Annotated in this window: 25 protein-coding genes; 13 read left to right on the forward strand and 12 right to left on the reverse strand. The window is 35.4% G+C overall.

The window, feature by feature from the left end; translation table 11 throughout:
• Nucleotides 1-34 precede the first annotated feature (34 nt).
• The 3 genes from WBG21_RS03520 (at nt 35) to murA (ending at nt 2,361) form a co-directional block, all read left to right on the forward strand.
• Entirely contained in the window at nt 35-325 is a 291-nt protein-coding gene (locus WBG21_RS03520; RefSeq protein WP_340074862.1) for a DUF493 family protein, read from the forward strand.
• Nucleotides 326-400: 75 nt separating this feature from the next.
• A complete protein-coding gene (locus WBG21_RS03525) occupies nt 401-1,039 on the forward strand; it encodes a DUF4290 domain-containing protein (protein ID WP_340074864.1) in 639 nt (212 codons plus the stop codon).
• A gap of 14 nt (nt 1,040-1,053) precedes the next feature.
• Nucleotides 1,054-2,361, forward strand: coding sequence for a UDP-N-acetylglucosamine 1-carboxyvinyltransferase (murA, locus tag WBG21_RS03530; RefSeq protein WP_340074866.1), 1,308 nt, complete (start codon nt 1,054-1,056; stop codon nt 2,359-2,361).
• A 110-nt stretch (nt 2,362-2,471) separates the two neighbouring features.
• Here the strand turns inward: murA and WBG21_RS03535 are convergent, their stop codons facing one another.
• Nucleotides 2,472-3,908, reverse strand: coding sequence for an amidohydrolase (locus tag WBG21_RS03535; protein ID WP_340074868.1), 1,437 nt, complete (start codon nt 3,906-3,908; stop codon nt 2,472-2,474).
• Between the two features lie 120 nt (nt 3,909-4,028).
• Between WBG21_RS03535 and WBG21_RS03540 the strand changes: the two genes are divergently transcribed.
• Nucleotides 4,029-5,420 (forward strand): hypothetical protein, encoded by a 1,392-nt coding sequence (locus WBG21_RS03540; RefSeq protein ID WP_340074870.1) that lies wholly within the window; start codon nt 4,029-4,031, stop codon nt 5,418-5,420.
• On the opposite strand, the gene WBG21_RS03545 is transcribed toward WBG21_RS03540, so the two are convergent.
• Both WBG21_RS03545 and WBG21_RS03550 read right to left on the reverse strand, forming a co-directional pair.
• Entirely contained in the window at nt 5,417-6,175 is a 759-nt protein-coding gene (locus WBG21_RS03545) for a DJ-1/PfpI family protein (protein ID WP_340074872.1), read from the reverse strand. The two genes, WBG21_RS03540 and WBG21_RS03545, sit on opposite strands and share 4 nt — an antisense overlap.
• The gene (locus WBG21_RS03550; protein WP_340074874.1) at nt 6,172-7,380 is read right to left on the reverse strand and encodes an MFS transporter; all 1,209 of its coding nucleotides are present in this window, start codon (nt 7,378-7,380) and stop codon (nt 6,172-6,174) included. The genes WBG21_RS03545 and WBG21_RS03550 overlap by 4 nt, the downstream gene beginning before the upstream one ends.
• A 220-nt stretch (nt 7,381-7,600) precedes the next feature.
• Between WBG21_RS03550 and WBG21_RS03555 the strand changes: the two genes are divergently transcribed.
• Nucleotides 7,601-8,242, forward strand: a complete 642-nt coding sequence (locus WBG21_RS03555) for a DUF1684 domain-containing protein (RefSeq protein ID WP_340074876.1) — start codon at nt 7,601-7,603, stop codon at nt 8,240-8,242.
• 4 nt (nt 8,243-8,246) lie between these two features.
• On the opposite strand, the gene crcB is transcribed toward WBG21_RS03555, so the two are convergent.
• A complete protein-coding gene (gene crcB / locus WBG21_RS03560) occupies nt 8,247-8,609 on the reverse strand; it encodes a fluoride efflux transporter CrcB (protein ID WP_340074878.1) in 363 nt (120 codons plus the stop codon).
• A gap of 623 nt (nt 8,610-9,232) precedes the next feature.
• Between crcB and WBG21_RS03565 the strand changes: the two genes are divergently transcribed.
• Entirely contained in the window at nt 9,233-9,616 is a 384-nt protein-coding gene (locus WBG21_RS03565) for a nucleoside triphosphate pyrophosphohydrolase family protein (RefSeq protein ID WP_340074880.1), read from the forward strand.
• A gap of 61 nt (nt 9,617-9,677) precedes the next feature.
• Here the strand turns inward: WBG21_RS03565 and WBG21_RS03570 are convergent, their stop codons facing one another.
• A complete protein-coding gene (locus tag WBG21_RS03570) occupies nt 9,678-10,496 on the reverse strand; it encodes a hypothetical protein (RefSeq protein WP_340074882.1) in 819 nt (272 codons plus the stop codon).
• Nucleotides 10,497-10,639: 143 nt separating this feature from the next.
• Here WBG21_RS03570 and WBG21_RS03575 point away from each other — a divergent pair, with 143 nt between their 5' ends.
• Together WBG21_RS03575 and WBG21_RS03580 are read left to right on the forward strand one after the other, a co-directional pair.
• Complete coding sequence (locus WBG21_RS03575) at nt 10,640-11,518, forward strand: PPK2 family polyphosphate kinase (RefSeq protein WP_340074884.1); 879 nt, start codon at nt 10,640-10,642, stop codon at nt 11,516-11,518.
• A gap of 9 nt (nt 11,519-11,527) precedes the next feature.
• Nucleotides 11,528-12,907 (forward strand): M20/M25/M40 family metallo-hydrolase, encoded by a 1,380-nt coding sequence (locus tag WBG21_RS03580; protein WP_340074886.1) that lies wholly within the window; start codon nt 11,528-11,530, stop codon nt 12,905-12,907.
• Between the two features lie 5 nt (nt 12,908-12,912).
• Here WBG21_RS03580 and WBG21_RS03585 read toward each other — a convergent pair whose 3' ends face one another.
• Complete coding sequence (locus WBG21_RS03585) at nt 12,913-13,266, reverse strand: hypothetical protein (protein WP_340074888.1); 354 nt, start codon at nt 13,264-13,266, stop codon at nt 12,913-12,915.
• A 151-nt stretch (nt 13,267-13,417) separates the two neighbouring features.
• Between WBG21_RS03585 and WBG21_RS03590 the strand changes: the two genes are divergently transcribed.
• Nucleotides 13,418-14,350: a peptidylprolyl isomerase gene (locus tag WBG21_RS03590; RefSeq protein ID WP_340074890.1), complete on the forward strand. Its 933-nt coding sequence runs from the start codon at nt 13,418-13,420 to the stop codon at nt 14,348-14,350.
• A gap of 7 nt (nt 14,351-14,357) precedes the next feature.
• On the opposite strand, the gene WBG21_RS03595 is transcribed toward WBG21_RS03590, so the two are convergent.
• Both WBG21_RS03595 and WBG21_RS03600 read right to left on the reverse strand, forming a co-directional pair.
• Complete coding sequence (locus tag WBG21_RS03595) at nt 14,358-14,672, reverse strand: cupin domain-containing protein (RefSeq protein ID WP_340074892.1); 315 nt, start codon at nt 14,670-14,672, stop codon at nt 14,358-14,360.
• Between the two features lie 9 nt (nt 14,673-14,681).
• Complete coding sequence (locus tag WBG21_RS03600) at nt 14,682-15,239, reverse strand: thioredoxin family protein (protein ID WP_340074894.1); 558 nt, start codon at nt 15,237-15,239, stop codon at nt 14,682-14,684.
• 78 nt (nt 15,240-15,317) lie between these two features.
• Between WBG21_RS03600 and WBG21_RS03605 the strand changes: the two genes are divergently transcribed.
• The 3 genes from WBG21_RS03605 to WBG21_RS03615 all read left to right on the forward strand — a co-directional run bounded on the left by WBG21_RS03605 (nt 15,318) and on the right by WBG21_RS03615 (nt 16,476).
• The gene (locus WBG21_RS03605; protein WP_340074896.1) at nt 15,318-15,782 is read left to right on the forward strand and encodes an Mpo1 family 2-hydroxy fatty acid dioxygenase; all 465 of its coding nucleotides are present in this window, start codon (nt 15,318-15,320) and stop codon (nt 15,780-15,782) included.
• A 72-nt stretch (nt 15,783-15,854) separates the two neighbouring features.
• Nucleotides 15,855-16,136 (forward strand): phosphoribosylpyrophosphate synthetase, encoded by a 282-nt coding sequence (locus WBG21_RS03610; RefSeq protein ID WP_340074898.1) that lies wholly within the window; start codon nt 15,855-15,857, stop codon nt 16,134-16,136.
• Nucleotides 16,137-16,143: 7 nt separating this feature from the next.
• Nucleotides 16,144-16,476, forward strand: a complete 333-nt coding sequence (locus tag WBG21_RS03615) for a tRNA-binding protein (protein WP_340074900.1) — start codon at nt 16,144-16,146, stop codon at nt 16,474-16,476.
• Nucleotides 16,477-16,486: 10 nt separating this feature from the next.
• Here WBG21_RS03615 and WBG21_RS03620 read toward each other — a convergent pair whose 3' ends face one another.
• The 4 genes from WBG21_RS03620 to WBG21_RS03635 form a co-directional block, all read right to left on the reverse strand.
• On the reverse strand, nt 16,487-17,233 hold the full coding sequence (locus tag WBG21_RS03620) for a hypothetical protein (protein ID WP_340074902.1): 747 nt from the start codon (nt 17,231-17,233) through the stop codon (nt 16,487-16,489).
• Entirely contained in the window at nt 17,233-19,761 is a 2,529-nt protein-coding gene (locus WBG21_RS03625) for a M14 family metallopeptidase (RefSeq protein ID WP_340074904.1), read from the reverse strand. The genes WBG21_RS03620 and WBG21_RS03625 overlap by 1 nt, the downstream gene beginning before the upstream one ends.
• An 87-nt stretch (nt 19,762-19,848) precedes the next feature.
• A complete protein-coding gene (locus WBG21_RS03630) occupies nt 19,849-20,220 on the reverse strand; it encodes a PUR family DNA/RNA-binding protein (RefSeq protein ID WP_340074906.1) in 372 nt (123 codons plus the stop codon).
• 83 nt (nt 20,221-20,303) lie between these two features.
• Complete coding sequence (locus WBG21_RS03635) at nt 20,304-22,061, reverse strand: ABC transporter ATP-binding protein (protein ID WP_340074908.1); 1,758 nt, start codon at nt 22,059-22,061, stop codon at nt 20,304-20,306.
• Between the two features lie 123 nt (nt 22,062-22,184).
• Between WBG21_RS03635 and WBG21_RS03640 the strand changes: the two genes are divergently transcribed.
• Nucleotides 22,185-23,288, forward strand: a complete 1,104-nt coding sequence (locus tag WBG21_RS03640) for a Leu/Phe/Val dehydrogenase (protein ID WP_340074910.1) — start codon at nt 22,185-22,187, stop codon at nt 23,286-23,288.
• Nucleotides 23,289-23,329 lie beyond the last annotated feature (41 nt).

Genomic DNA, 23,329 nt, shown 5'->3' on the forward strand with positions numbered 1-23,329 from the left:
TTATCTTTGTGAATTGTTATATGTACGACCGATTATGAATGAAAATAATAAGGAGAATGATTTTTATATACGTTTGAAAGAGGAACTGGCTAACAGTACTTTATGGCCTTCAGATTACATGTATAAATTTATTGTACCAACAGATGACGAAAAAATACAGCAGATTGAAACTATTTTTGACAATACCGGAGCTGTGATAAATACCAAGCAATCAGCAAAGGGAAGCTACACAAGTATTTCAATTGTAGTGAACTTAAAGAATCCCGATGCAGTCATTGAAAAATACAAAGAGGTGAGTAAAATAGAAGGGGTCATGTCCTTGTAATGCACATTATTTTTAGTACTTTGCACACACATAATTAATGTTCAGTTATTCCTATAATATAATTACTAGATAATTTTGATAGATCACATAGAATACAATACAGAGCGATCAAGGCTTATTATTCCAGAATATGGAAGGCATATCCAAAAAATGATAGATCATGCAACGGCTATTGAAGATAAAGAAGAGCGAAACAAAGTGGCCCGAGCCATTATTGCTGTAATGGGAAATTTGAACCCTCACTTGAGGGATGTTTCTGATTTTCAGCATAAACTTTGGGATCAACTTTTTATTATGTCAGACTTTAGGCTTGATGTAGATTCTCCATTCCCAAAACCCTCAAAAGAAGTCTTGATGCAGCGCCCCGAACGATTAAATTACCCACAAAACCATCCCAAATACCGCTTTTATGGGAACAATATTAAAAGAATGATTGATGTGGCAAATAGTTGGGAGGAGAGTGATCTTAAACAAGCATTGAAGTATACTATTGCCAACCACATGAAGAAGAGTTATCTTAATTGGAATAAGGATACTGTAGAAGATGAGGTAATATTTAAGCATTTATATGAATTGAGTGAAGGGAAAATAAACCTTTCTAAATGGAATGAGGATCTTACAGATAGTAGTGATTTAATGAAAAGCCTCTCAAAATCCCGAAATACAAACGGAAAGAAAAAGAGCCGAAGCAATAGAAGTAAAAAACGCTATTAAATCCAGATCATTTCATGGGAACATTCAGGATTGAAGGAGGTCATCAACTAAAAGGGACGATAACTCCACAAGGTGCTAAAAATGAAGCATTGCAAATTTTATGCGCTGTTTTATTAACTCCTGAAAAAGTAACTATTCACAATATCCCAGACATAGTAGATGTCAACAAACTTATATCGCTACTCAAAAAGCTGGGTGTAAAGATTGAAAAAATAGGGAAGGGGTTCTATATGTTTCAGGCAGATGCTATTGATTTAGGATACCTTCAGTCTGAACAATTCAAAGAGGACGGAAAGGGTCTCAGAGGCTCTATTATGATTGTGGGGCCACTTTTGGCACGTTTTGGAAAGGGATATATCCCTAAACCCGGAGGCGATAAAATAGGCCGCCGTCGATTAGATACTCATTTTGAAGGCTTCATAAAACTAGGGGCAAAATTTCGGTATAACAAAGAAGAGCGTTTCTATGGTGTAGAGGCTGATAAGTTGAAAGGGGCATACATGCTCTTAGATGAGGCATCTGTAACCGGAACAGCCAATATTGTCATGGCTGCCGTTATGGCTGAAGGAACCACAACCATATATAATGCAGCATGTGAACCTTATTTGCAGCAACTGTGCAGGATGTTGAACCGCATGGGGGCAGATATCAAAGGTGTAGGATCTAATCTGTTAACAATAAATGGGGTCGCTAATTTAAAAGGGTGTGAGCACACTATTTTACCGGATATGATAGAGATAGGGAGTTGGATAGGGTTAGCTGCGATGACTAAGAGTGAAATTACTATCAAAAATGTAGGATGGGAGCACTTAGGCCAGATTCCGAATGTGTTTAAAAAATTAGGTATTACGGTAGAACAACAAGATGATAATATTCATATCCCTTCTCATACAGAGGGGTATGAAGTTCAAAATTTTATTGATGGTTCTATTCTAACTATTTCAGATGCACCATGGCCGGGATTTACACCTGATTTATTGAGTGTAATGCTCACAATAGCAACACAGGCCAGAGGGAGTGTGCTGATCCATCAGAAAATGTTTGAAAGCCGCCTGTTTTTTGTGGATAAGTTAATTGACATGGGTGCAAAAATTATTCTCTGTGATCCACACCGTGCCACTGTTATCGGTCATGACTTTAAATCAACCTTAAAAGCTACTATGATGACCTCTCCTGATATCCGGGCAGGAATCTCGTTATTAATTGCAGCACTTTCTGCCAAAGGGGTTTCTACAATTCATAATATTGAACAGATAGACCGTGGGTATGAACATATTGATATACGTTTACAAGCTATTGGGGCTAAGATTGAAAGGATATAAAAAAATAAGTGTTCTTCTCAAAGAAGGGTTTATAGAAATTCAAAAAATAATAAACCTAGATATCTTTTTTCATTTTGATTTAATAGCCTAATCAGGAATATTTTATGACATTATTTATTACTGTTGATAGGTGGAGGGCCGTTCGGTACCATTCCTTTATAGATAGCATCCCCTTTTCGGTTTTTAAACTCTTCCTTTATGGCTTTTAAAAGTTTAGGGTCTTCATAAAGATCAAGCATCGTCATACTTAACGCTTTTGCGGCATATTTCATCCCTTTATGTCCTATAGACATACTGCCACAGGCTACTACTGCCCATGAATGCCAAGGAGTATCTTTTGGTGCAGTAGTAACTCCTAATCTAATGGTAGGTACTACCCAACTTACATCGCCTACATCTGTAGAACCTCCTCCTGGATGTTCAAGGGTTTCTTCTAAAGGACGTATTGCACTATCCATCCCTACCATTGGTTTCTCAGTGGCTTCTTGGATCTTTTTGCCAAATGTTGTTTCTTCTTCAGTATATTTTATAGGCCCCAGTAACTCTAAATTTTCTTGCATCGCTTTTCCCCCTGTACGGTTTACCAGTAATTCATAGATACCAGAGACGAGCGATATTTTATAGTCAACATTAGCCATTATAGCAGCCCCATTAGCCATTTTCTGAACATGCTCATAAACGGGCATTAACCCTTCTCTTTTAGTGTCTCTTACCCGGACCCATATTTTTGAATAATCGGGAACAACATTGACTACTTGCCCTCCATCTTGTATGTGATAATGAATTCGAACAGTAGGCTTGATATGTTCTCTATAATAATTAATACCTGTAGTATACAATTCTAGAGCATCGGAAGCGCTCCGGCCATTCCAAGGATCTGCAGAGGCATGTGCCGCCTGTCCGTAAAACTCTACGGTAAAGTCTACCAACGCTAATGAACTTTGTACATCTGCCTTGGTTTCTGCTGAAGGGTGCCAATCCATACAAACATCTACATCTGAAAACAATCCTTCTCTCACCATCCATAATTTCCCAAAGAACTTTTCTTCTGCTGGGGTTCCAAAAAATTTAATGGTTCCTTTGATTTCTCCTTGTTCAATAAGCTCTTTTATAGCAATGGCAGCCCCAAGGCTTCCTGTTCCAAATAGGTTATGTCCACACCCATGTCCGGCAGCACCTTCCACTAATGGATCTTTAATGGGAACAGCCTTTTGTGAAATTCCAGGTAAAGCATCAAACTCTCCTAAAATTCCTATGACTGGTTTTCCCGAACCATAAGTGGCTACAAAGGCGGTAGGTATACCGGCAACACCTCTTTCTACTTTGAAACCATTTTCTTCTGCATAGTCTGCTAGTAGCTTAGCTGATTCATTTTCATTAAAGGCGGTTTCTGCAGCAGCCCATATTTGATCACTTAGTTCTATAAGAGCATCACTATGATTTTCTATAGAAGCGATAGCCGCTTTTTTATTTTTAGATATTTTTTGCGCATGTCCATTAAATATTATAATTGAAAGCGTCAAAAAAAAGAAGAAAGATCTTTTCATCAGGAAATGTATTATTGTGAGAATTATGGTAAAGATAATCAAAAAAATAGCTGTATTTTTCTAAATACAAGGTATTTATTACTATACTATATTTTGATATTTTTGATTAATTTTTTCTAGATGAAGCTATTTAATCGTATACTATTATTTACAATTTTATTTGCGCCAAGCATATATGGACAAACAGTCTCTTATGAGAAGGGTATAATTATAGATTCAATACCCGTGGATAAGGATTCAGGGGAAACCTTTGCATTATACCTTCCCAGATCGTATAACCCTGTTGAGAAGTCGGCTATTGTTTTTATATATGAACCTGCAGCCAGAGGGCGAGTAGGGGTTGAGCCTTTTATTGAAGCCGCAGAGTTATACAATTATATTCTGATATGCTCAAACAATTCAAAAAATGGCCCTTATGAAAAAAACTTTGAGATATTAAACAGCCTTTTTACGAGTGTTTTTAATCAATTTGATATAGATGCAAATCAAGTGTATACTGCCGGATTTTCTGGGGGCTCTAGGCTAGCAGTTACTGTTGCAGTACTTACAGGGGAAATTCAGGGAGTGATAGCATGTGGAGGAGGATTCTCTTCTCAGCCCGAACATATCCCGTCTGAGGGGGCATTTTCATATGTAGGGTTAGTAGGTTATCGTGATATGAACTATAGAGAAATGATAGAAAATATTCAATGGTTGGACAGAGTAACCATAGAAAATGAATTGTTTACTTATGATGATGAACACAATTGGCCGCCATCAGATCAAATAATACGTGCATTCGATTGGTTAGAAATTCAAGCATATAAGAAAGGTATACGGAAAAGGAATGATAGTATTATAGAAGTAGCTTTTTATCGAAATTATCAATGGATTGATAGTTTAAAAAATCAAAAAGACCTATACCGAATGGGATGGGAATACAAAAGGTTGGTGTCTTCGTTTCGTACATATATGAACACTGATACATTGTCTCATAAATATAGTCAGCTGAAAAAAAATAAGCTATATAAAAAACAGCAACAAATACATAATAGATTATTAGAAGAAGAGATTGTTATTGTAAGAAAATTTAGGGATAGGTTTTATAAAGAACTGGAAACTCCAAAAGCAATTAAAGAATTTAAATGGTGGAATAAGGAAATTGAGAAATTTGATAAAATATATATTGAGGAGGCTAGTGGAGAAGTTAAGCGGATGGGACAACGTATTCGTTATATGCTGTTTGCGATGGTTTATGAACCTGCTAATTTTTATATGGAAAATGAAATATATGAAAAGGCACTTTATTGTAACCGATTGTTAACAGTAATACTCCCAGAGTATCCTTTTGCATATTATAGGTTAGCTCGTGATTATGCCAGAAAATATGACGAGGAAAACTTTATAATTAACCTTGAAAAGGCGATAGAAAAAGGACTTGATGATAAAAACCGGATAGAATCCACGAAAGAATTTATTCCATTTTTGAACAAAGAAGCCTATAAAAACTTAATGAATAAATATTTTGACTAATCTTTCTTTATAATTAAATGAGGAACATTCTCAAGTTTCCAATCAATAACCAATCCACTTGCTAACGATTGTGCAATTTCTACACCATATAGGTGCTCGCATAAATACAAAGCTGCTTCAAAGCTTTTAGCACCTCCAGAAGAAGTAATATACTTTCCATCATGAACAAAAAAAACATCACTTCTAATATTTAGTTCAGGAAACATAGCTTTATACTTGTTAAGATCTCCCGGGAAACTAGTTGAAGCAACATTATCAAGTAGCCCTGCTTTTGCCAATACAAAAGCGCCATCACAATGAGAAGTGACAAATAAGGCTTCTTTAGCTACTTTTTTCACAAAATTCAGCATCACTTCATCCTTCAGATCAGTATCTAAATGATGCTCTGCACTGGGCACTACTAAAATATCGATATCGGGAAGCGAATCTTTTGTGTAATCAAAGTCAGGCAATACACGAACTCCTTCAAAAGTAGTAATAGGTTCTAATGTATTAGCAACTGTAAACACATTCATTTGTTTAATACTGTCACGATATTGCGTATGTTGAAAAATATCATACGGAGCAGTAAATTCGGTATTAAATGTACCATCCATTATCAAAAAAGCCACATTGTACCGGTCAGGCTTCAATTCAGGTAAAACCCTTTGAAAAACTTCTCTGTTTTTATGATCTTCTTGACGGGGAGGTTCATTTTGCTTACATCCGGTTATAAACAGTACAGTGATGATTATAATCGATAGTACTTTCTTCATATTGTTGATTTTTTTAAATAGTTTCGTAAAAATACACAGAATAAAAATCCGATTATGCTTAATACACCCATAAATATCCAATTAACAGTATAGCCATAGTTCTCAATAACTAATAAACCGGTCTTGGAAGATAAAATATGTGCCAAGGAGAATGACATGGTGTAGGCTCCCATATAATTGCCCGCTTTGCCTAACTGGGAACGCTTCATGGCAAAATCATTACCAAAAGGAAAACCATACATTTCTGCAACGGAAAGCAGTACAATGCTAATAATTAGAATGCCTATCCACCCTTCAAAAGCCATAATGAGGAACCCCATTGCAAGTAATATCATACTTCCCCCTACAATCTTCAGGTTATTGATTTTTAGCTTTTCAGCATGATGTACTAAGGGCATCTCTAGTGCAAACACTAATATTCCATTGAGTGACAGTAACAATCCTGTTTCAAATTCGCTAAGTTGGTATACGTCGGCATGGTATAATGGAATGGTTGTGAATAGTTGAAAAAAGACAACTGCCATTATGAAACTTACCATAAGAAATATGAGATAGGGAGTGTCCTTTAAAAAAGAATTGATGGCTTTTTTTGAAACTGCTTCGTGAGGTATTTCAAGATATTTTTCTTTTACAAGTAGAACAAAAATAACAATAGCTATAACACATGTGATGCCATCTATCCAAAAAAGCCCTGGATATCCCATAGATATGATAATTAACCCTCCTATTGCAGGACCCGCTGAAAAACCAAGATTTATAGCTAAACGGATAAGTGTTAAGGCCCGTGTGCGATTTTCAGGTTTTGCATAGGTGTTTAATGAAACAAACATGGCAGGGCGGAACATATCAGCTACACTCATAATACCAAATATACCAAAACAAAACCCCCAAAATGTCCGGATATATTGCAACCCTATGAACATAAAGCCACTTACAAGTAAACTAAAAACCATTACTTTATAGAAACCGACCTTATCAGTCATTTTGCCCCCTAGCCAAGAACCTGCCATAGAACCTAACCCGAAAAAGATCATAATAGTTCCTACTTCACTCAAGGTGAATTGAATATCCTCCTTCAGGTATTTTGTAAGGAAAGGCAATACCATGGTTCCAGCCCTATTGATAAGTGTTACCAAGGCCAGTATCCAAATTTCTTTTGAAAAGCCTCTAAAAGAGGATATGTAATTAGAGTACAGCTTTCTCATACTTTTTCAAAATAAGAAGCCCGACATGTTTGTCGGGCTCCAAGTAATTCTTTATCGTGAGATTTAATCACATTAAACTACAGAATGCCCAAACTTGTTTCTGCTTACAAACGGGATAGACAATTTCTTTTCTTGTGATTAAATTCATTTTTTCCTTGTTTATGGCACAAAGCTACTTAAAAAGTTTATATGTTGTATTTTTGAAACACAATAAAAAAAGATGAAGTATATTCTATTATTATGTGGATTACTACTTTTTGGATGTAATAAAGGGAAACGCTATCATAGTAATGCACCTGTTGTGCTAAATAAAATAAATTCAAGTACAATAAAAGATATTTTAACCTTTCAGAAAGCGTTAGATGGAACATTTAAAAACCCTGAAAGCTCTCCTTTAAAGAAAAAAGATCAGAAGGATTTTACAGGGTTGGATTTTTTTCCGGTGGACACAGCATATTATATTATAGCAGAGTTTGTTAGAACGCCAAATGAACTTCCTTTTATGATGCCTACAACTACTTCAAGAAAAACAGTGGAGATAAAATATGGAGAAGTTTATTTTAAAATTGACGGAAAGGAATTAAAACTCAACGTTTACCAAAATCAAGAATTAAAACTCACTCAAGAATATAAGGACTATTTATTTCTTCCTTTTAGTGATTTAACGAATGGAGAGGAAACATATGGGGGAGGACGCTATATAGACCTTTCTGTTCCTGATAGTGATACAATTGTTATTGACTTTAATAAAGCATACAATCCATATTGTGCATATAATGAAAAATACTCATGCCCGATAGTTCCTTCAGAAAATATATTGGAAGTGGCGATCAGAGCAGGTGTAAAAGCGTATAAAAATTGATAAATCACATCAATTGTTTGGCTAACCACAAACCTGCCCATATAGCTATTAGTGCAATTGAGAACGTTAAGACACTATATAGAAAAAAGTGAAAGAAATCATTTGACTTTAAAAAAGTGTGATTTTCGTAAGCAAATGTTGAAAAAGTTGTCAAACCTCCACAAAAACCTGTGGCCAAGAATAACGTTTGGTTGGTAGTTAATAAATCACTTTTTGAACTTAATCCTAATATGATTCCTATCAACAAGCTACCAATCACATTAGCAGTAAAAGTCCCTATGGGAATTAAACCGTAATTATTGAGTGTTTTACTAAATACATACCGAAGTACACTTCCTGTACCACCTCCAATAAAAATCAGTATCATATGCTTTATCATAAGCAATAAAATAGTGACATTACCAATCAAAATTACTAAAAAAGCAAAAGAACTACTAACGAATAATTAGTTCAAACAACTTATTGTCTAGATAGCCTCTTTATACGAATGAAGTGGAATCTTTTTTTCTTTTGATCGGTACTCTTTTGGCTTGTTAATCGTTGCCAGAGTATTTTTCTTAGTAGACTTTTTAGTTTTATTCACACTGAAAACCAACAACAGTATGTTTAAAACGGTTAAGCCTAAGAGAATACTTAAAAAAATAACCATTGCTTTATTATTTTGGGGTCAAAAACTCGACACAAATTTAATGTTTTTTTATGAAATAAAATCTTACTTTAAGAAAAACAATATAAAAATCAGATGAAATGCTTGGCAATATTAGTTAATTAATAGAATATTTAATAATGAATAAGGTTGATAGGAAAAGAAGGAATCCAACCAGTACCCATACAATACCTTTATAATTTTTAAAATGTGCCTTTTTATCTTTTTGGTAACTTATGATTAATATAATAACAAAAGAAATTATAAATAAAATGGTAAAAATGAGTTGCCCCTTACTGAACATATTTATATTTTTAAAAAACGAAATTAACTAAAATATAATAATGAAAAAAAAGCTGAATGCAGTAGCAGAATTTCACAAGGCATTTGGTCTTGGGATAAAGAATGAACCAATTGCATATATAGGGGAGGAAAAGTTGAAGTTGCGGTTTAATTTGATGGCAGAAGAAAATGAAGAGTATTTGGAAGCAGCTAAGGAAGGCGATCTTGTTGAGGTTGCAGATGCATTAGGCGATATGCTTTATATTCTTTGTGGAACCATATTGGAACATGGTATGCAAGATAAAATAGAAGCTGTTTTTGAAGAAATACAGCGAAGTAATATGAGTAAATTAGGAGAGGATGGTCACCCCATTTATAGAGAAGATGGAAAAGTGATGAAAGGGCCTAATTATTTTAAACCAAACATCGCTAAAGTACTGGATTAAAGTTAATATAAAACTAGGGTTCTCAATAGAAAAAAGAATAAAGATACCCCTGGTTTTATTTTCATGGACTTTGTAAGCTGCAGTTTTGTAAGTTGATTAATGCCTTATCTATAATCTGTAGGCTTTTCTCAGCATAAAATTTTCTGGTAGTATTTAAATCCTCATTTTCTAGGGCTTTTTCAGTCCTAGCATAACTTTCATACATAAGTTCATAAGCATCTCTGCAATCCAAGGTGTTAATGACTTCTAAAATTGATTTTTCAAATTTTAAGATAGCTTGTTCTGCTTTTATTTTTAACTCTATTTGTTGCTGTAATTCTTTTTGCCTGTTCAATTTTTGCAGCTCCTTTAATTTACGTTGCTCCTCCAATTGTTCCTCTAGCTTTTTTTGCTCTTTCATGAGCTTTAGCTGTTGCTCTTCCAACAAACGTTGTTGTTCTATCAATGCTTGTTCTTCAATATTAGACTCTGAAAACTCTGAATTGGTTGAATATGTAAAACCGTTATTGTTTAATGTAGTACATACTTCTAAGGAACTAATCAAATCTTGGGAGTCAGCATATGCTTTTTTTACATAATACCTCCCTTTGTCCCAATCTTCCGGATCGGATGCTTTGGTAAGGTTTTCATACCCTTTGGCAATAGCATTTAAAGCTTCTTCACAGCCACATTCAGAGATGATTGCCTTGGTTTTTTCAAGTGCTTCAAGTGCTCTTTCTGCATAATAGCGTTGGTGGTCAAAATTATCGGCATCTAATGACTTTTTTGTATGAGAAAGTACATAACTGGCGGGAGAATGTGCTTGAGAACAACCTTTCTCAATAGCATTAGCAAACATGCATATAGCAAAAATCGATAGAAAAGAAAATATCGTTTTCATAGTAGGTTAGGTTTTAATTAATAAAATTTGGGCATCACAATATTACAATTTTATCTTGATATATAAAAGTTTTTTCAGATAGGGGCTATCAGTTACACAATATTCATTTTCTTCATATCTTTAGACATTATTGGAGCAATGCCATGAAGAAAATACATGTAGACGATTATAAAATTGACACAAAAATCAGTTTAAACACCATACCAACTTTTGTAGATTTAGAAGTTTCTGAAGAAAAACTGGAAGAAGAATTAAAAGCGGTACGTAAAAAACTGGGAAAATTTCAAGACACCATGTATGCACATGGTAAATATGGTGTGTTATTATGCTTGCAAGGAATGGATACTTCAGGAAAAGATAGCCTTATCCGTGAAGTTTTTAAAGATTTTAACACAAGGGGCATTGTAGTGCATAGTTTCAAAGTGCCTACGGAAAGGGAGTTGAAGCACGACTATCTATGGCGGCATTACATAGCCCTTCCGGAACGGGGAAAGTTTAGTATATTTAACAGAACACACTATGAAAATGTATTAGTGACACGTGTACATCCTGAATACATTATAAATGAAAATATTCCGGGAATCGATAGCATAGCAGCTATTGATAATAATTTTTGGGAAAAACGTTTTGAGCAAATCAATAATTTTGAGAAACATATTGCTGAGAATGGGACTATCATATTTAAGTTTTTTTTACACTTATCAAAAGAAGAACAACGAAAGAGATTGCTTAGAAGAATAGCGCTCAAACAAAAAAACTGGAAATTCTCTCCCGGCGATTTAAAAGAACGAAAATTATGGGACAACTATCAAAAATGTTATGAAGATGCCATCAATCATACCTCAAAACCTTATGCTCCTTGGCATGTGATCCCAGCCGACAATAAAAATGCTGCAAGATTAATGGTAGCTACTATTCTCTACAAAGAACTTAGAAAATATAAAGACATTGAAGAACCAGAATTGGATGACGACATAAAAGAAAACTTAGCACTATATAAAAAACAATTAGAATCAGAATAAAAATTACTTATGAAAAAACTACTTATCATTACAGGCCTATTATGTGTATATACTATTTCTGCGCAAACAGAAGATGAAAAATGGTTAAAAGAACTATACCATGCATCTTTGACAGAAGGAAAAAGCTACGAATGGCTCGACCATTTATCCAATCAAATAGGAGGAAGGCTTTCTGGGTCTATCAATGCAGAAAGAGCAGTAAATTACACCAAAGCACAATTAGATTCTTTAGGGTTGGATCGTGTATGGCTACAGCCGGTAATGGTACCGAAATGGACAAGAGGTGTTCCGGAATTTGCTTATATAGAAACTGCGCCAGGCAATACAAGTAATGTACCTGTTTGTGCACTTGGAGGGTCGGTTGCCACTCCCGGAGGAGGTTTAAAGGCGCCTATTATTGAAGTACAAGGAGTCCAAGATTTAGAAAAATTAGGTGTTGAAAAAATAGCGGGAAAAATTGTCTTTTACAACAGGCCTATGCAACCTGATTTAATCAATACCTTTCAAGCGTATGGAGGTTGTGTAGATCAGCGTTACTCAGGAGCTCTAGAAGCTGGTAAATATGGAGCTGTAGGTGTTATTGTCCGGTCTATGAATTTACGGCAAGATGATTTTCCACATACAGGTAGTATGAGTTACGGTGACCTTCCTTCTGCGCAACGAATACCGGCAGCAGCTATCAGCACTAATGGTGCCAATAAACTAAGCTCTATGTTGAGCTTGAACCCTGATCTCAAATTCTATTTTAGGCAAACGTGTGAGCAATTACCGGATGTACAATCGTATAATGTTATAGGGGAAATAAAAGGAAGCGAATTTCCGGATGAAATCATCACCATAGGGGGGCATTTGGATTCCTGGGATTTAGGAGATGGCTCTCATGATGATGGGGCAGGTTGTGTACAAAGCATGGAAGTATTGAGATTGCTGAAGAAAACAGGTTATAAACCCAAAAGGACGATTCGGGTAGTCTTATTTATGAACGAAGAAAATGGTTTAAGAGGGGGCAGGAAATATGCAGAAATAGCTAAACAGAAAGGAGAAGACCATGTATTTGCTTTAGAGAGTGATGCAGGAGGGTTTACCCCACGAGGTTTTTCTTTTGACTGCTCTGATGAAAATTATGAGCAAGTTTTATCATGGAAAACACTGTTTAAACCTTATCTAATCCATTATTTCGAAAAAGGGGGAAGTGGTGCTGATATAGGGCCACTTAAGAGTAGTAATATTGTATTAGCAGGCCTGCGGCCCGATTCGCAACGGTATTTTGATTACCACCATGCAGCTAATGATACATTTGATGCAATTAATAAACGGGAATTGGAACTGGGAGCAGCTACCATGGCAAGTTTAGTATATTTATTTGACAAATACGGAACCGTTCGTTAAGCCATTTACATACCTTCTTCCAGAAGTTTTTTAAGTGTCTCGGTACTGTCTTTAGTAAGCTCGTTTTGGTCATTCAATAACTGAACAAGCATTTTCACACCATTATTGGCAGTTATGCGGAGTTCGGTAACCCTCTTAACAAAGTCATTAATTTGTACTTGCTCTTCCTTATTCAGTTTAGAGACAACTTGGTTAGCAAAATCTAAAAACTCATCAATAATGGTTTCATGCTTTAGGTTTTCTTTGGTAAGTTGTTGGAGTAATTCACTTACTTTTTGCCCTGTTTCATTATAGTTTTCGGCAATTTGTTGTGTATAATTGAGGCGTAGGAGTTTAATCTCTTTATCTTCAGGAGTCATATTTGTTAATATTAGTAGGTTGTGGTATATGTAAACAATTGATTATCAAAGATAAATAATTCTAATGACATGCTATAAGATTGAACAAATGGGAATTCGTTTATGGAGTATCAAATCATTACCTTTGCCGATCATATAAAAATAACGAATTATGCAAGAAGGTATTTACGCAAAACTTGATACTTCAAAAGGAGAAATAATTATAAAACTTACACATGATAAAACTCCCGGTACTGTGGGCAACTTTGTAGGGTTGGCAGAAGGGGCACTAACTAATGAGGTGAAACCTAAAGGAGAACCATATTACGATGGATTGACATTTCACAGGGTTATTCCGGATTTTATGATACAAGGTGGATGCCCTCAAGGAACAGGTGTTGGGGGACCCGGTTATCAATTTGATGATGAGTTTGATTCTGAACTCCGTCATACAGGTCCCGGAATATTATCGATGGCCAATGCAGGGCCAAGGACTAATGGGAGCCAATTTTTTATAACACATACAGCAACTCCATGGTTGGATGATAAACACACCGTTTTTGGTTTTGTGGAAAGCGGGCAAGAAGTAGTGGATGCAATACAACAAGGAGATATTATCAAACAAATTTCGATTGTACGTGTAGGTACTGAGGCTGAAAATTGGAATGCCGTTGAAGCTTTTCAATCTTTTGAAGCTAGCAAAGAGAAACGATTGGCAGATGAGAAAAAGAAAGCAGCAGCAATTCTTGAAAAGCTTTCTGAAGGGTTTGATAAAACAGCAAGCGGGTTACGATATCAAATCACCGAAAAAGGAAACGGAATACAAGCAGAAAAAGGCAAGACGGTATCTGTACATTACACTGGACAATTAGTAAACGGAGCTGTTTTTGATTCTTCGTACAAGCGAGATCAGCCTATTGATTTTACTTTAGGGATAGGACAGGTAATACCCGGATGGGATGAAGGCATTCAACTTCTGAAAGTAGGTGATAAGGCCCGTTTTGTGATTCCCTCACATTTGGCCTATGGAAGCCAAGGGGCAGGAGGGGTAATCCCGCCTGATGCTACACTTGTTTTTGATGTAGAATTAATGGAGGTAAAATAAAAACAATCTATTCACCTCCTTTTGGGCCATAAAAAATAACCCAGGTAAGGAAATCATCTGTAAAGTTTTCAAACCGGTGTTCCTTTCCTGCTTTTACAAAAAGCATGTCCCCTTTTTGAAAAGTAGCTGTTTTTCCATTATTATAAAAAGTCCCGCTGCCAGATATAATAATATAGACTTCGTCTTTGTCATGTGGCTTTTGAAAATCAACAGTATCCGGTTTGTATATTTCAACAGACATTGAACCATGTTCAAAAAGTGTGGTATAAAGTGTTCCTTCTGCCTTTAATGCTGCGATAGCTTTCTCTTTGCTTACTTTCATAGAGATATTTTAGGATTTCCATTTGATATTGCATCCAATACTTGGTTTTTGGTTTTGGGGAATGGGTTGGTTGTTCAGAATGGCCTCTAATACGGCACGTATGTCTTTTCCGGTTACTGGAAGCCCATTTCCTGGTCTGGAATCATCCAGTTGGCCTCTGTAAACAAGGGTCAATTTTTTATCAAACACATAAAAATCGGGTGTGCAAGCTGCATTATATGCTTTGGCCACCTCCTGTGTTTCGTCATATAGATATGGAAATTTAAAGCCCTGCTCTATGGCATTTTGCTTCATTAAATCAGGAGCATCTTCAGGGTAGTTAATAATATCGTTACTAGAGATGGCCACAAAACCAATCCCTTTTGAAGTGTACATTTTTGCCAATTTTGCAACTTCAGCATTTACATGTTTTACAAAAGGACAATGGTTACAAATAAACATAACAACAGTGCCGGTCTCCCCTTTGGCTTGTTGTAAACTCACTGTGGTATCCGTAACAGTATCATATAAATTAAAATCAGGTGCTGATGTTCCAAGTGCTAGCATATTACTTTCTGTACGTGCCATGTTTTATGTATTAACTTGTTTATAAAGAGGTAAAATATAAAAATATTGTAAATTGAACATGTAAAAAACAATTATTTTATGAAGACACTTGAACAATGGTTTGATGAATATTCGGTGAGCCATCAAAATAAAACCAATAAAGCAATTCATTACATTTGTGTGCCGGCTATCTTCTTTTCTATCGTAGGCCTGTTAATGAGTATTCCAACAGGGTTTATTGAAAACGTATTACCATTTCAAAACCCGTTTATTGAAAATTGGGCGACAGCAGTGCTTATGCTAGTGTTGTTTTTTTATGTTAGGCTATCGTTGTCAATGGCTTTTAAGATAGTATTTTTTGCTGCATTATGTGTTTTCTTAAATTACCAAATAAGTTTGTATTTACCACTATGGGCAATATCATTGGGCATTTTTGTGGTAGCATGGGTTGGACAGTTTTATGGCCATAAAATAGAAGGAAAGAAACCATCTTTTTTAAAAGACTTGCAATTTCTGCTTATAGGTCCGGCTTGGGTGTTGGATAATTTATTTAGAAAATCTTAGTATAGTATATGGTAAAGGTTATTTGCTTAAGATTATCAGGATACTTAAATTTATGATACCAATGAATAAATTATGAAGCGGTCTTATGAAACACTTGTGGAAGCGATTAATGATTTGCAATCTCAAGGATACATAGAAGATTTTAACCTTCATATGAAGACCAAGGATTTTTCTGAGGCCCAATTTAATGTGGTAAAATTTTATCGGTTTGAAGGGAATACATATCCGGGGGACAATATGGTTTTATATGTGATTGAGACCAATACAGGAAAAAAAGGATTGTTGCTGGATGCATATGGGGCATACGCAACAAGTATTCCATTAGAAATATTGAAAAAATTAAACATACGTTAACCATATTATGGAGATTAATTGGGACGATTTTGAAAAAGTAGATATACGGGTAGGAACTGTTGCTGAGGTGAATGATTTTCCTAAAGCCCGGAAGCCTGCTTATCAATTGACGATTGATTTTGGAAAAGAAATAGGGGTTCGAAAATCTTCTGCCCAAATAACCAAGCGCTATACAAAAGAAGATTTACTGCATAAACAAATTATAGCAATAATTAACTTTCCAAAGAAACAGATAGCCAATTTTGTGAGTGAATGTTTGGTATTAGGTGCTGTTGAAGGAGATGATGTACTATTGCTCCATCCTGAAGAAAAGGTGCCCAATGGTATGCAAGTCCGCTAATCTATTTTTATTATAACGGTCTGGAACTTCTAATGACTTCCCACTTACCATTGACTTTAATATAGGTTTTGCCACAATAGTATTCACAGTTTTGGGCAGTAGCATAGTCTTCACAACAAAATTCGCACACCAAAGCATCCGGTACATTGTCATTGTTTATATCAATAGCGCCTTTGATGATTTTTTTGTTTATATCTTTCGGAAGGTCAATGGGTTTAATTTTGTCAACTTCCAGATACTTTACCCCTTTTTGTATGGGATGAATTACAATAACATCTATCGGGAATTCATTAGAACGTTCCTGAGGACCTTCGAAGTCAAAATAGGTTTGTTCCATGACTTCTTCAACTTCAATTTCATACCATTGAGGTGTTCCGGCTTCTAGGTCGTCACGAGGGGTTATTTTTAAAATGGCTAGTTGGAGGACAGGCAATGCATGGGTCAACGGTATCACTTGAATAGTTTCTCCTGTTTTAGGAGCTTTTTCAAAACCAAAAATATTCGTTATTTCTACTTTTTCCCATGTATTTTCAACCCCATCTTTTTCTTGCCGCCATACAATGCCTTCTCCAATAGTCGTTTCGGTATTCCATGTGTTTTTTTCTTGGACAGCTATTTTTTTCTCATGAGCATGTGCTACAGTATCTTTATTTGGATCCGTTAGCACTGTCTTATTAGTATCTTTTTTTTCTGATTTACAACTAATTATAAAAAGAAAAAGAACCAGTGTTGTTATTTTATATGAGTAGTGTACCATTATCGCATCATTTTTGAGAAAAATACAGTATTCATTAATAGTTTATTCGTTCCATACCAAAATGCCCTGAAGTTGGTGTTATCTGTAAAAACAGCAACGTTTCCACGTCCCATTCGTTGAACTTGAAAAGGAACCGTGTTTTTTAATTGTGCTAAGTTTTCTTCAGAAATATAGCCACTTAGTAAAGGATTTTCAGTGTAAATTATGGGATTGTTGTAGCTGTTTTTACTAGGTTCAATATAGATATTTGAATTTCTGAATAATGGGATATTATCAGAAGAATACCCAAAATTGATAGGATGGGAGCGATCTATTTTGGCATTGAAAATAGCTCCGCCTGTTACCTGAGCCCCTCGAAATTTTTGGCGGTGTTCAAAAGAAATATTTTTTGCAGTAAGTTCCGTCTTTTTGAAATCCAAATCTACAAAACCACTACTTTTTAACCAATTTACAGTATTTCGATACCCTATGAGTGTTCCACCTTCTTTTACCCACTCTTGCAATTTCTTTTTGCCACGTTCATCTAGTGTATTTCCGGAAGAGCTGGGGATAATAATGGTAGTATATTTGCTAAGATCAATCCTATTAAAATAATCGGTATCTAATTTGGTGATAGGCATTTGGTAACGTTGATCGAATACATGCCATATTTCACCTGCATCGTATGACCGAACACCATTTCCTACCAATAAAGCAACTTTTGGGGTGTCTATTTTAATAAAGTCGTTACTTCCCAGGTCAATTCCTTGCGCATAACCGGTAGATACAGCATGTATGGTGATGTGGCTCTCTTGAGCTACTTTCTGTAGAAAAGCATACAAATCATCCGGATTTAGCTTTTGATTTTGAACAGGGACCATAATAGTACCATAGTCATAGGCCCTGCCTTCTAAAGTGAAAGGAGTTAGCCCTGCTTTTGCCCGAATGCCTTTGTTTAATATTTTATAAAGTGCTTTTGGGGTATAATATTCATGCCATTCAAAAAGGTAGGCATAGTTGCTTTTTCGAGTAACACTGCCATTATTGAATTTAAGGTCGGTTATTTTTTCAGCAGTATTATTTAAAGTATTTAACTCGTCATAATTAAGATTAAAAGCTAATGGGAACGTCCATGCTGACACATCATAAAAGAGGCTGTCTTTAAAAGTAGTACGTTTTTCAAACATCGCTTTTACAAGGGTGCTGTTTTTTTGATCCATAGGGACGATATAGCTATGTCCTTTCCTGTAATTTTTCCCGTTTACTGAAAAATCATTCTTTATTTCATGAAATGCAATTTTGTGCCGTTGCAAAATTTCTGCTAGATGGTGTACTCTTGCCGCATCCTTTTCATCGCCAAAGACAATGGCTTTTACTTTATTTTTAGTGTTTTGGGACCGTACACTAGTATAAAAATCACGTTGATAATTTAAAAGTTTAACGCGCATATTTTTTGCGGCTTCTAAGGTAGAAAGCGCTGCAGTAAACTGGTTTCTTATAGTAAAAGGGAAGGTAAGAGTGCCATTATTGCTTTCTTGAATATGCCCTCTAGAACTGGCTTGCTCAAATAATATACCGATGCTTCCATTAATATCAGGAAAGGTGGAGCCTTTGCCATAATAATAATCATCAAAACCTTCTCCTGAATAATATAGGGAACCAATATTATTTAATGCTTTTACATGAAATTGTGCAATTTCTTCAGTTAATTGTTGGTTCTTATTAGGTGTTAGAGGATGGGTGCGTTCCGGCACGCCCGGTTGGAAAAAAAATGTAGCATTGGTACCCATTTCATGATGGTCTGTAAGAATATTTGGCAACCATTTATGAAAGGATGCAATGCGTGCCCTGCTCTCGGGTAACTGTACTGGTAACCAATCTCGGTTCATGTCAAACCAATAATGATTGGTGCGCCCTCCGGGCCATACCTCATGGTATTCCCGGTCATTATTATCAGGATTTAAGTTGTGGCTGCGATTGGTATTGGCCCAGTATGCAAATCGTTGCAAACCGTCAGGATTAAAAGAAGGGTCTAGTAAAATAATAGTATTTTTTAGAAGCTCATCAATCTCAGGACCCTGTGCAGCGGCTAAATAATAAGCAAGAGCCATACTGGCATTGGAACCACTTGGTTCATTACCGTGGATTGAAAAACCTTGATAAACCACAATAGGCATATCTTCTGTGTTTATGGCACTGCTTTCCGGTTCTGTAAGTTGAATGTGCCGGTCTCTTATCGATTGAATATTTCGATGGTTTTCCGGGCTTGTAATGGTCAACAAGAGTATAGGCCTCCCTTCGTAGGTAGTTCCTCTATTTTCTATAGTGATCCGGTCAGATAATTGTGCAAGCACTCCCATGTAAGCAACAAGCTTATCATGTGTGATATGCCATTCGCCTACTTCATGCCCGACAATGTCTTTTGGAGTTGGGATATTTTTATTATAAGTAATGTCTTGTGGCAAGTAGTAATCTAAAGTTGCTTTTTCTTGAGATAATGAAAATTGAAAGCTAATGATGCCAATAAATGCAAGGAAAGTTTTTTTCATAGGAGTTATTTTACTTGAACTGTAAATATAAAAAAAACCGTTTCATTGATGAAACGGTAATGTTTGAGTTAGCTGTGTTTAAAAAAATTATATGTCATCAAAACTAATATCGGTAAAGTTTTCTGATGAGGTTTCACCGTTTTGTTCCGAGTCATTTTCTTTTTTAAAATCTTTTTGATGTCTTTCAGAGATTACTTCCTCCCCTTTTTCATCAACAATGTATTCAGTAGTTTCTTCTAATATCTCCTTAAAAGGTTCGAAATCCTCCTTGTAAAGGTATATTTTGTGTTTTTTGTAATGATAGGAGCCATCATCGTGAGTAAATTTTTTACTTTCGGTAATGGTTAAGTAATAATCTCCGGCTTTTGTGGCCCTCACATCAAAAAAATACGTTCTTCTACCTGCTCTAAGTACCTTAGAGAAGATATCTTCTTGTTCTAATAGATCTTTGTCTGCCATAATCCCTCTTTCTTAATTTTAATAGTTGATTCATTAATTGTGAAATCAAAAATGTGAAAAAAAACTAAATGAAACAACTAATTTTAAAAATCTTTTTCTGACAGTTGGCTAAGATAGAGTTCTTTATAGTAACCTTTTATGCCTATTAACTCACTGTGAGTGCCTTGTTGTATAATCTTTCCATCCTCTAAAACAAAAATCTTGTCCACGTTTTTTGCTGAAGAAATTCGATGGCTTACAATGATAGTTGTTTTTTGTTGAGATACCTTCTTTAAGTTTTTAAGTATTTTTTCTTCTGTTTCAGTGTCTACAGCAGATAGGCAATCATCAAATAAAAATATTTTAGGGTCTTTTATAAGTGCCCTGGCTATAGAAACACGCTGTTTCTGGCCACCGCTGAGTGTGATGCCTCGTTCTCCAAGAATAGTATCATATTTTTTACTAAACTCCATAATGTTTTTATGGACGGCTGCTTTTTTTGCAACAGCTATAATTTCTTGATCTGTGGCATCTTCCTTGCCAAACTTGATATTGTTCTTAATGGTATCAGAAAAAAGAAAAGCGTCTTGCGGAACTGCACCGATTACATTTCTTAGATTATACAGGTTTAACTGTTCTATCGGTTTATTATCGATTAATATTTGCCCGGCAGAAACATTGTACATACGACCAATTAAATCTAAAATAGTCGATTTGCCAGAACCTGTTTTGCCAATGATAGCAACAGTTTCTCCTTTGTTTATGGTGAAAGACATATTTTTAATGGCAGTAATGTTTGTATCTTCATAAGTAAAAGAAACATTCTTAAATTCAATCTTTCCTTCAATGGGGGTAAGTTGGTTGGTTTGATTAGTTATTTCAGGTTCGGTACTCAAAAACTCATTAATTCTTTTTTGAGAAGCTTCTGCCCGCTGTACAATAGAGGTAACCCATCCAACAGTTGCTACCGGCCAAGTGAGCATGTTCACATAAATAATAAACTCGGCAATGATCCCTATAGATTCAATATTACCATTAATATATTGTTGCCCTCCTATATAAATAACAAAAAGGTTGCTCAATCCAATAAGCAAGATCATCATAGGGAAAAACCATGCATTTACCCTCACAAGGTTCATGCTTTTAATTTTCCCTTCATTAGCTAAAGCACTTAATTCCGTATTGATACGAGGCTCTATACCATAGGCTTTTATAACGGAAATCCCGGAAAAGGACTCTTGTGTAAAAGTAGACAGCTTTGAAAGATATTCCTGGACAATAGTACTCTTTTTATGAATGATCCGGCTTATCCGGTAGATCAAATAGGACAAAACCGGTAAAGGCAATAACGTATATAGCGCCATGGTAGAAGAGGAGTAAAACATAAGCGGTATAACGGAAGCAAAAAGTGTAAAAGTTTGGATGCTGTACATGATTGCAGGCCCTGCATACATACGAACCTGACCAACATCTTCACTGATACGGTTCATAAGATCACCTGTCCTATTCTTTTTATAAAAATTTAAAGAAAGTTTTTCATAATGTTTAAAAATCTCATTTTTAAGATCAAACTCAATATACCTGGACACATTTATAATAGTCTGGCGCATTAAAAAAGTAAAAAAGCCTGATAGAATTGCAGACCCTATAATAATAACAATATATTCTAGAAGCTGTGCTTTTACCAATTCTAAATTTCGGGTGTCGCTCTTTAAATAATTTTCAACGGCAGTGAAAGAATTTCTTACATAAGGAGGTACAACTAGCGAAAAGATACGGGCAATGATAGTAATAATGACACCTATCAAAAGTTTATATTTGTACTTTATAAAATATTTGTTCAAGTGTTTTAGTGCACGCATTATACTACTACAGATAATTTATATTATAAATATGACAATAATAAACCCAATTTTGAGTTTCAAATTAAATATTTGATTAAATTTGCATCGATTTTTTACTAAATCGATAATTCGAACAATTAAATGAATTCAAAACTAATACAACCCGAAGAAATCAAACATATGGCTCCTGTGTTTGGGCAACTATCTTTTGATAATCATGAACAAGTTGTTTTTTGCAACGACAAAGATACAGGTTTAAAAGCAATAATAGGTATTCATAATACGACACTTGGCCCTGCATTAGGAGGTACACGTATGTGGCAATACAATAGTGAATGGGAGGCATTGAACGATGTACTCCGCCTTTCACGTGGGATGACTTATAAGTCGGCCATAACAGGGTTGAACTTAGGGGGTGGAAAAGCAGTCATTATAGGAAATGCCAAAACGCAAAAGACCCCTGCACTTATGAAAAAGTTTGCAGAATTTGTACACTCCTTAAGTGGCAAGTACATTACTGCTGAAGATGTAGGTATGGAAACTTCTGATATGGATTTAGTAAGGAGCATAACTCCATATGTAACCGGAATATCAGAAGAAAAAGGAGGTGCAGGAAACCCTTCTCCTATTACTGCTTATGGTGTTTTTATGGGAATGAAAGCAGCAGCTAAATACCAATTTGGCGATGATAATTTGGAAGGAAAAAAAGTAATGGTCCAAGGAATCGGACATGTAGGGGAAACACTAGTAGATTATTTGGTTAATGAAGGGGCAAATGTTTTTATAACAGACATCAATGAAGAAAGATTACAATTGGTGAGTAAAAAATATGGGGCTTCTGTATTTGTAGGAGACGATTTATATAGCGCAGATGTTGATATATATGCACCGTGTGCATTAGGGGCCACTATAAATGATACAACGATAAATAAAATAAAAGCAAAAGTGATTGCTGGGGCTGCAAACAACCAATTAGCAGATGAGATAAAGCATGGGAGATTACTTAAAGAAAAAGGGATTGCTTATGCGCCTGATTTCTTGATAAATGCCGGAGGTATTATTAACGTCTATGCGGAATTAGAAGGTTATGACAAGGCAGAAATCATGCGTAAAACAGAAAATATATACAAGACAACACTAGAGATTTTTAACCATTCGAAAGCAAGCGATTGTTCTACACACGAGTCAGCATTAAACATAGCTCAAGCTAGGATTGCTGCAAGAAAAATGGAAAATACAAAGTAATTATTTGCAAATAATAGTATTTTTGTGAGGCGAAAGAAATT

Origin of the sequence: Leptobacterium meishanense (assembly GCF_037645805.1) — a bacterium.
Taxonomy (GTDB): domain Bacteria; phylum Bacteroidota; class Bacteroidia; order Flavobacteriales; family Flavobacteriaceae; genus Leptobacterium_A; species Leptobacterium_A meishanense.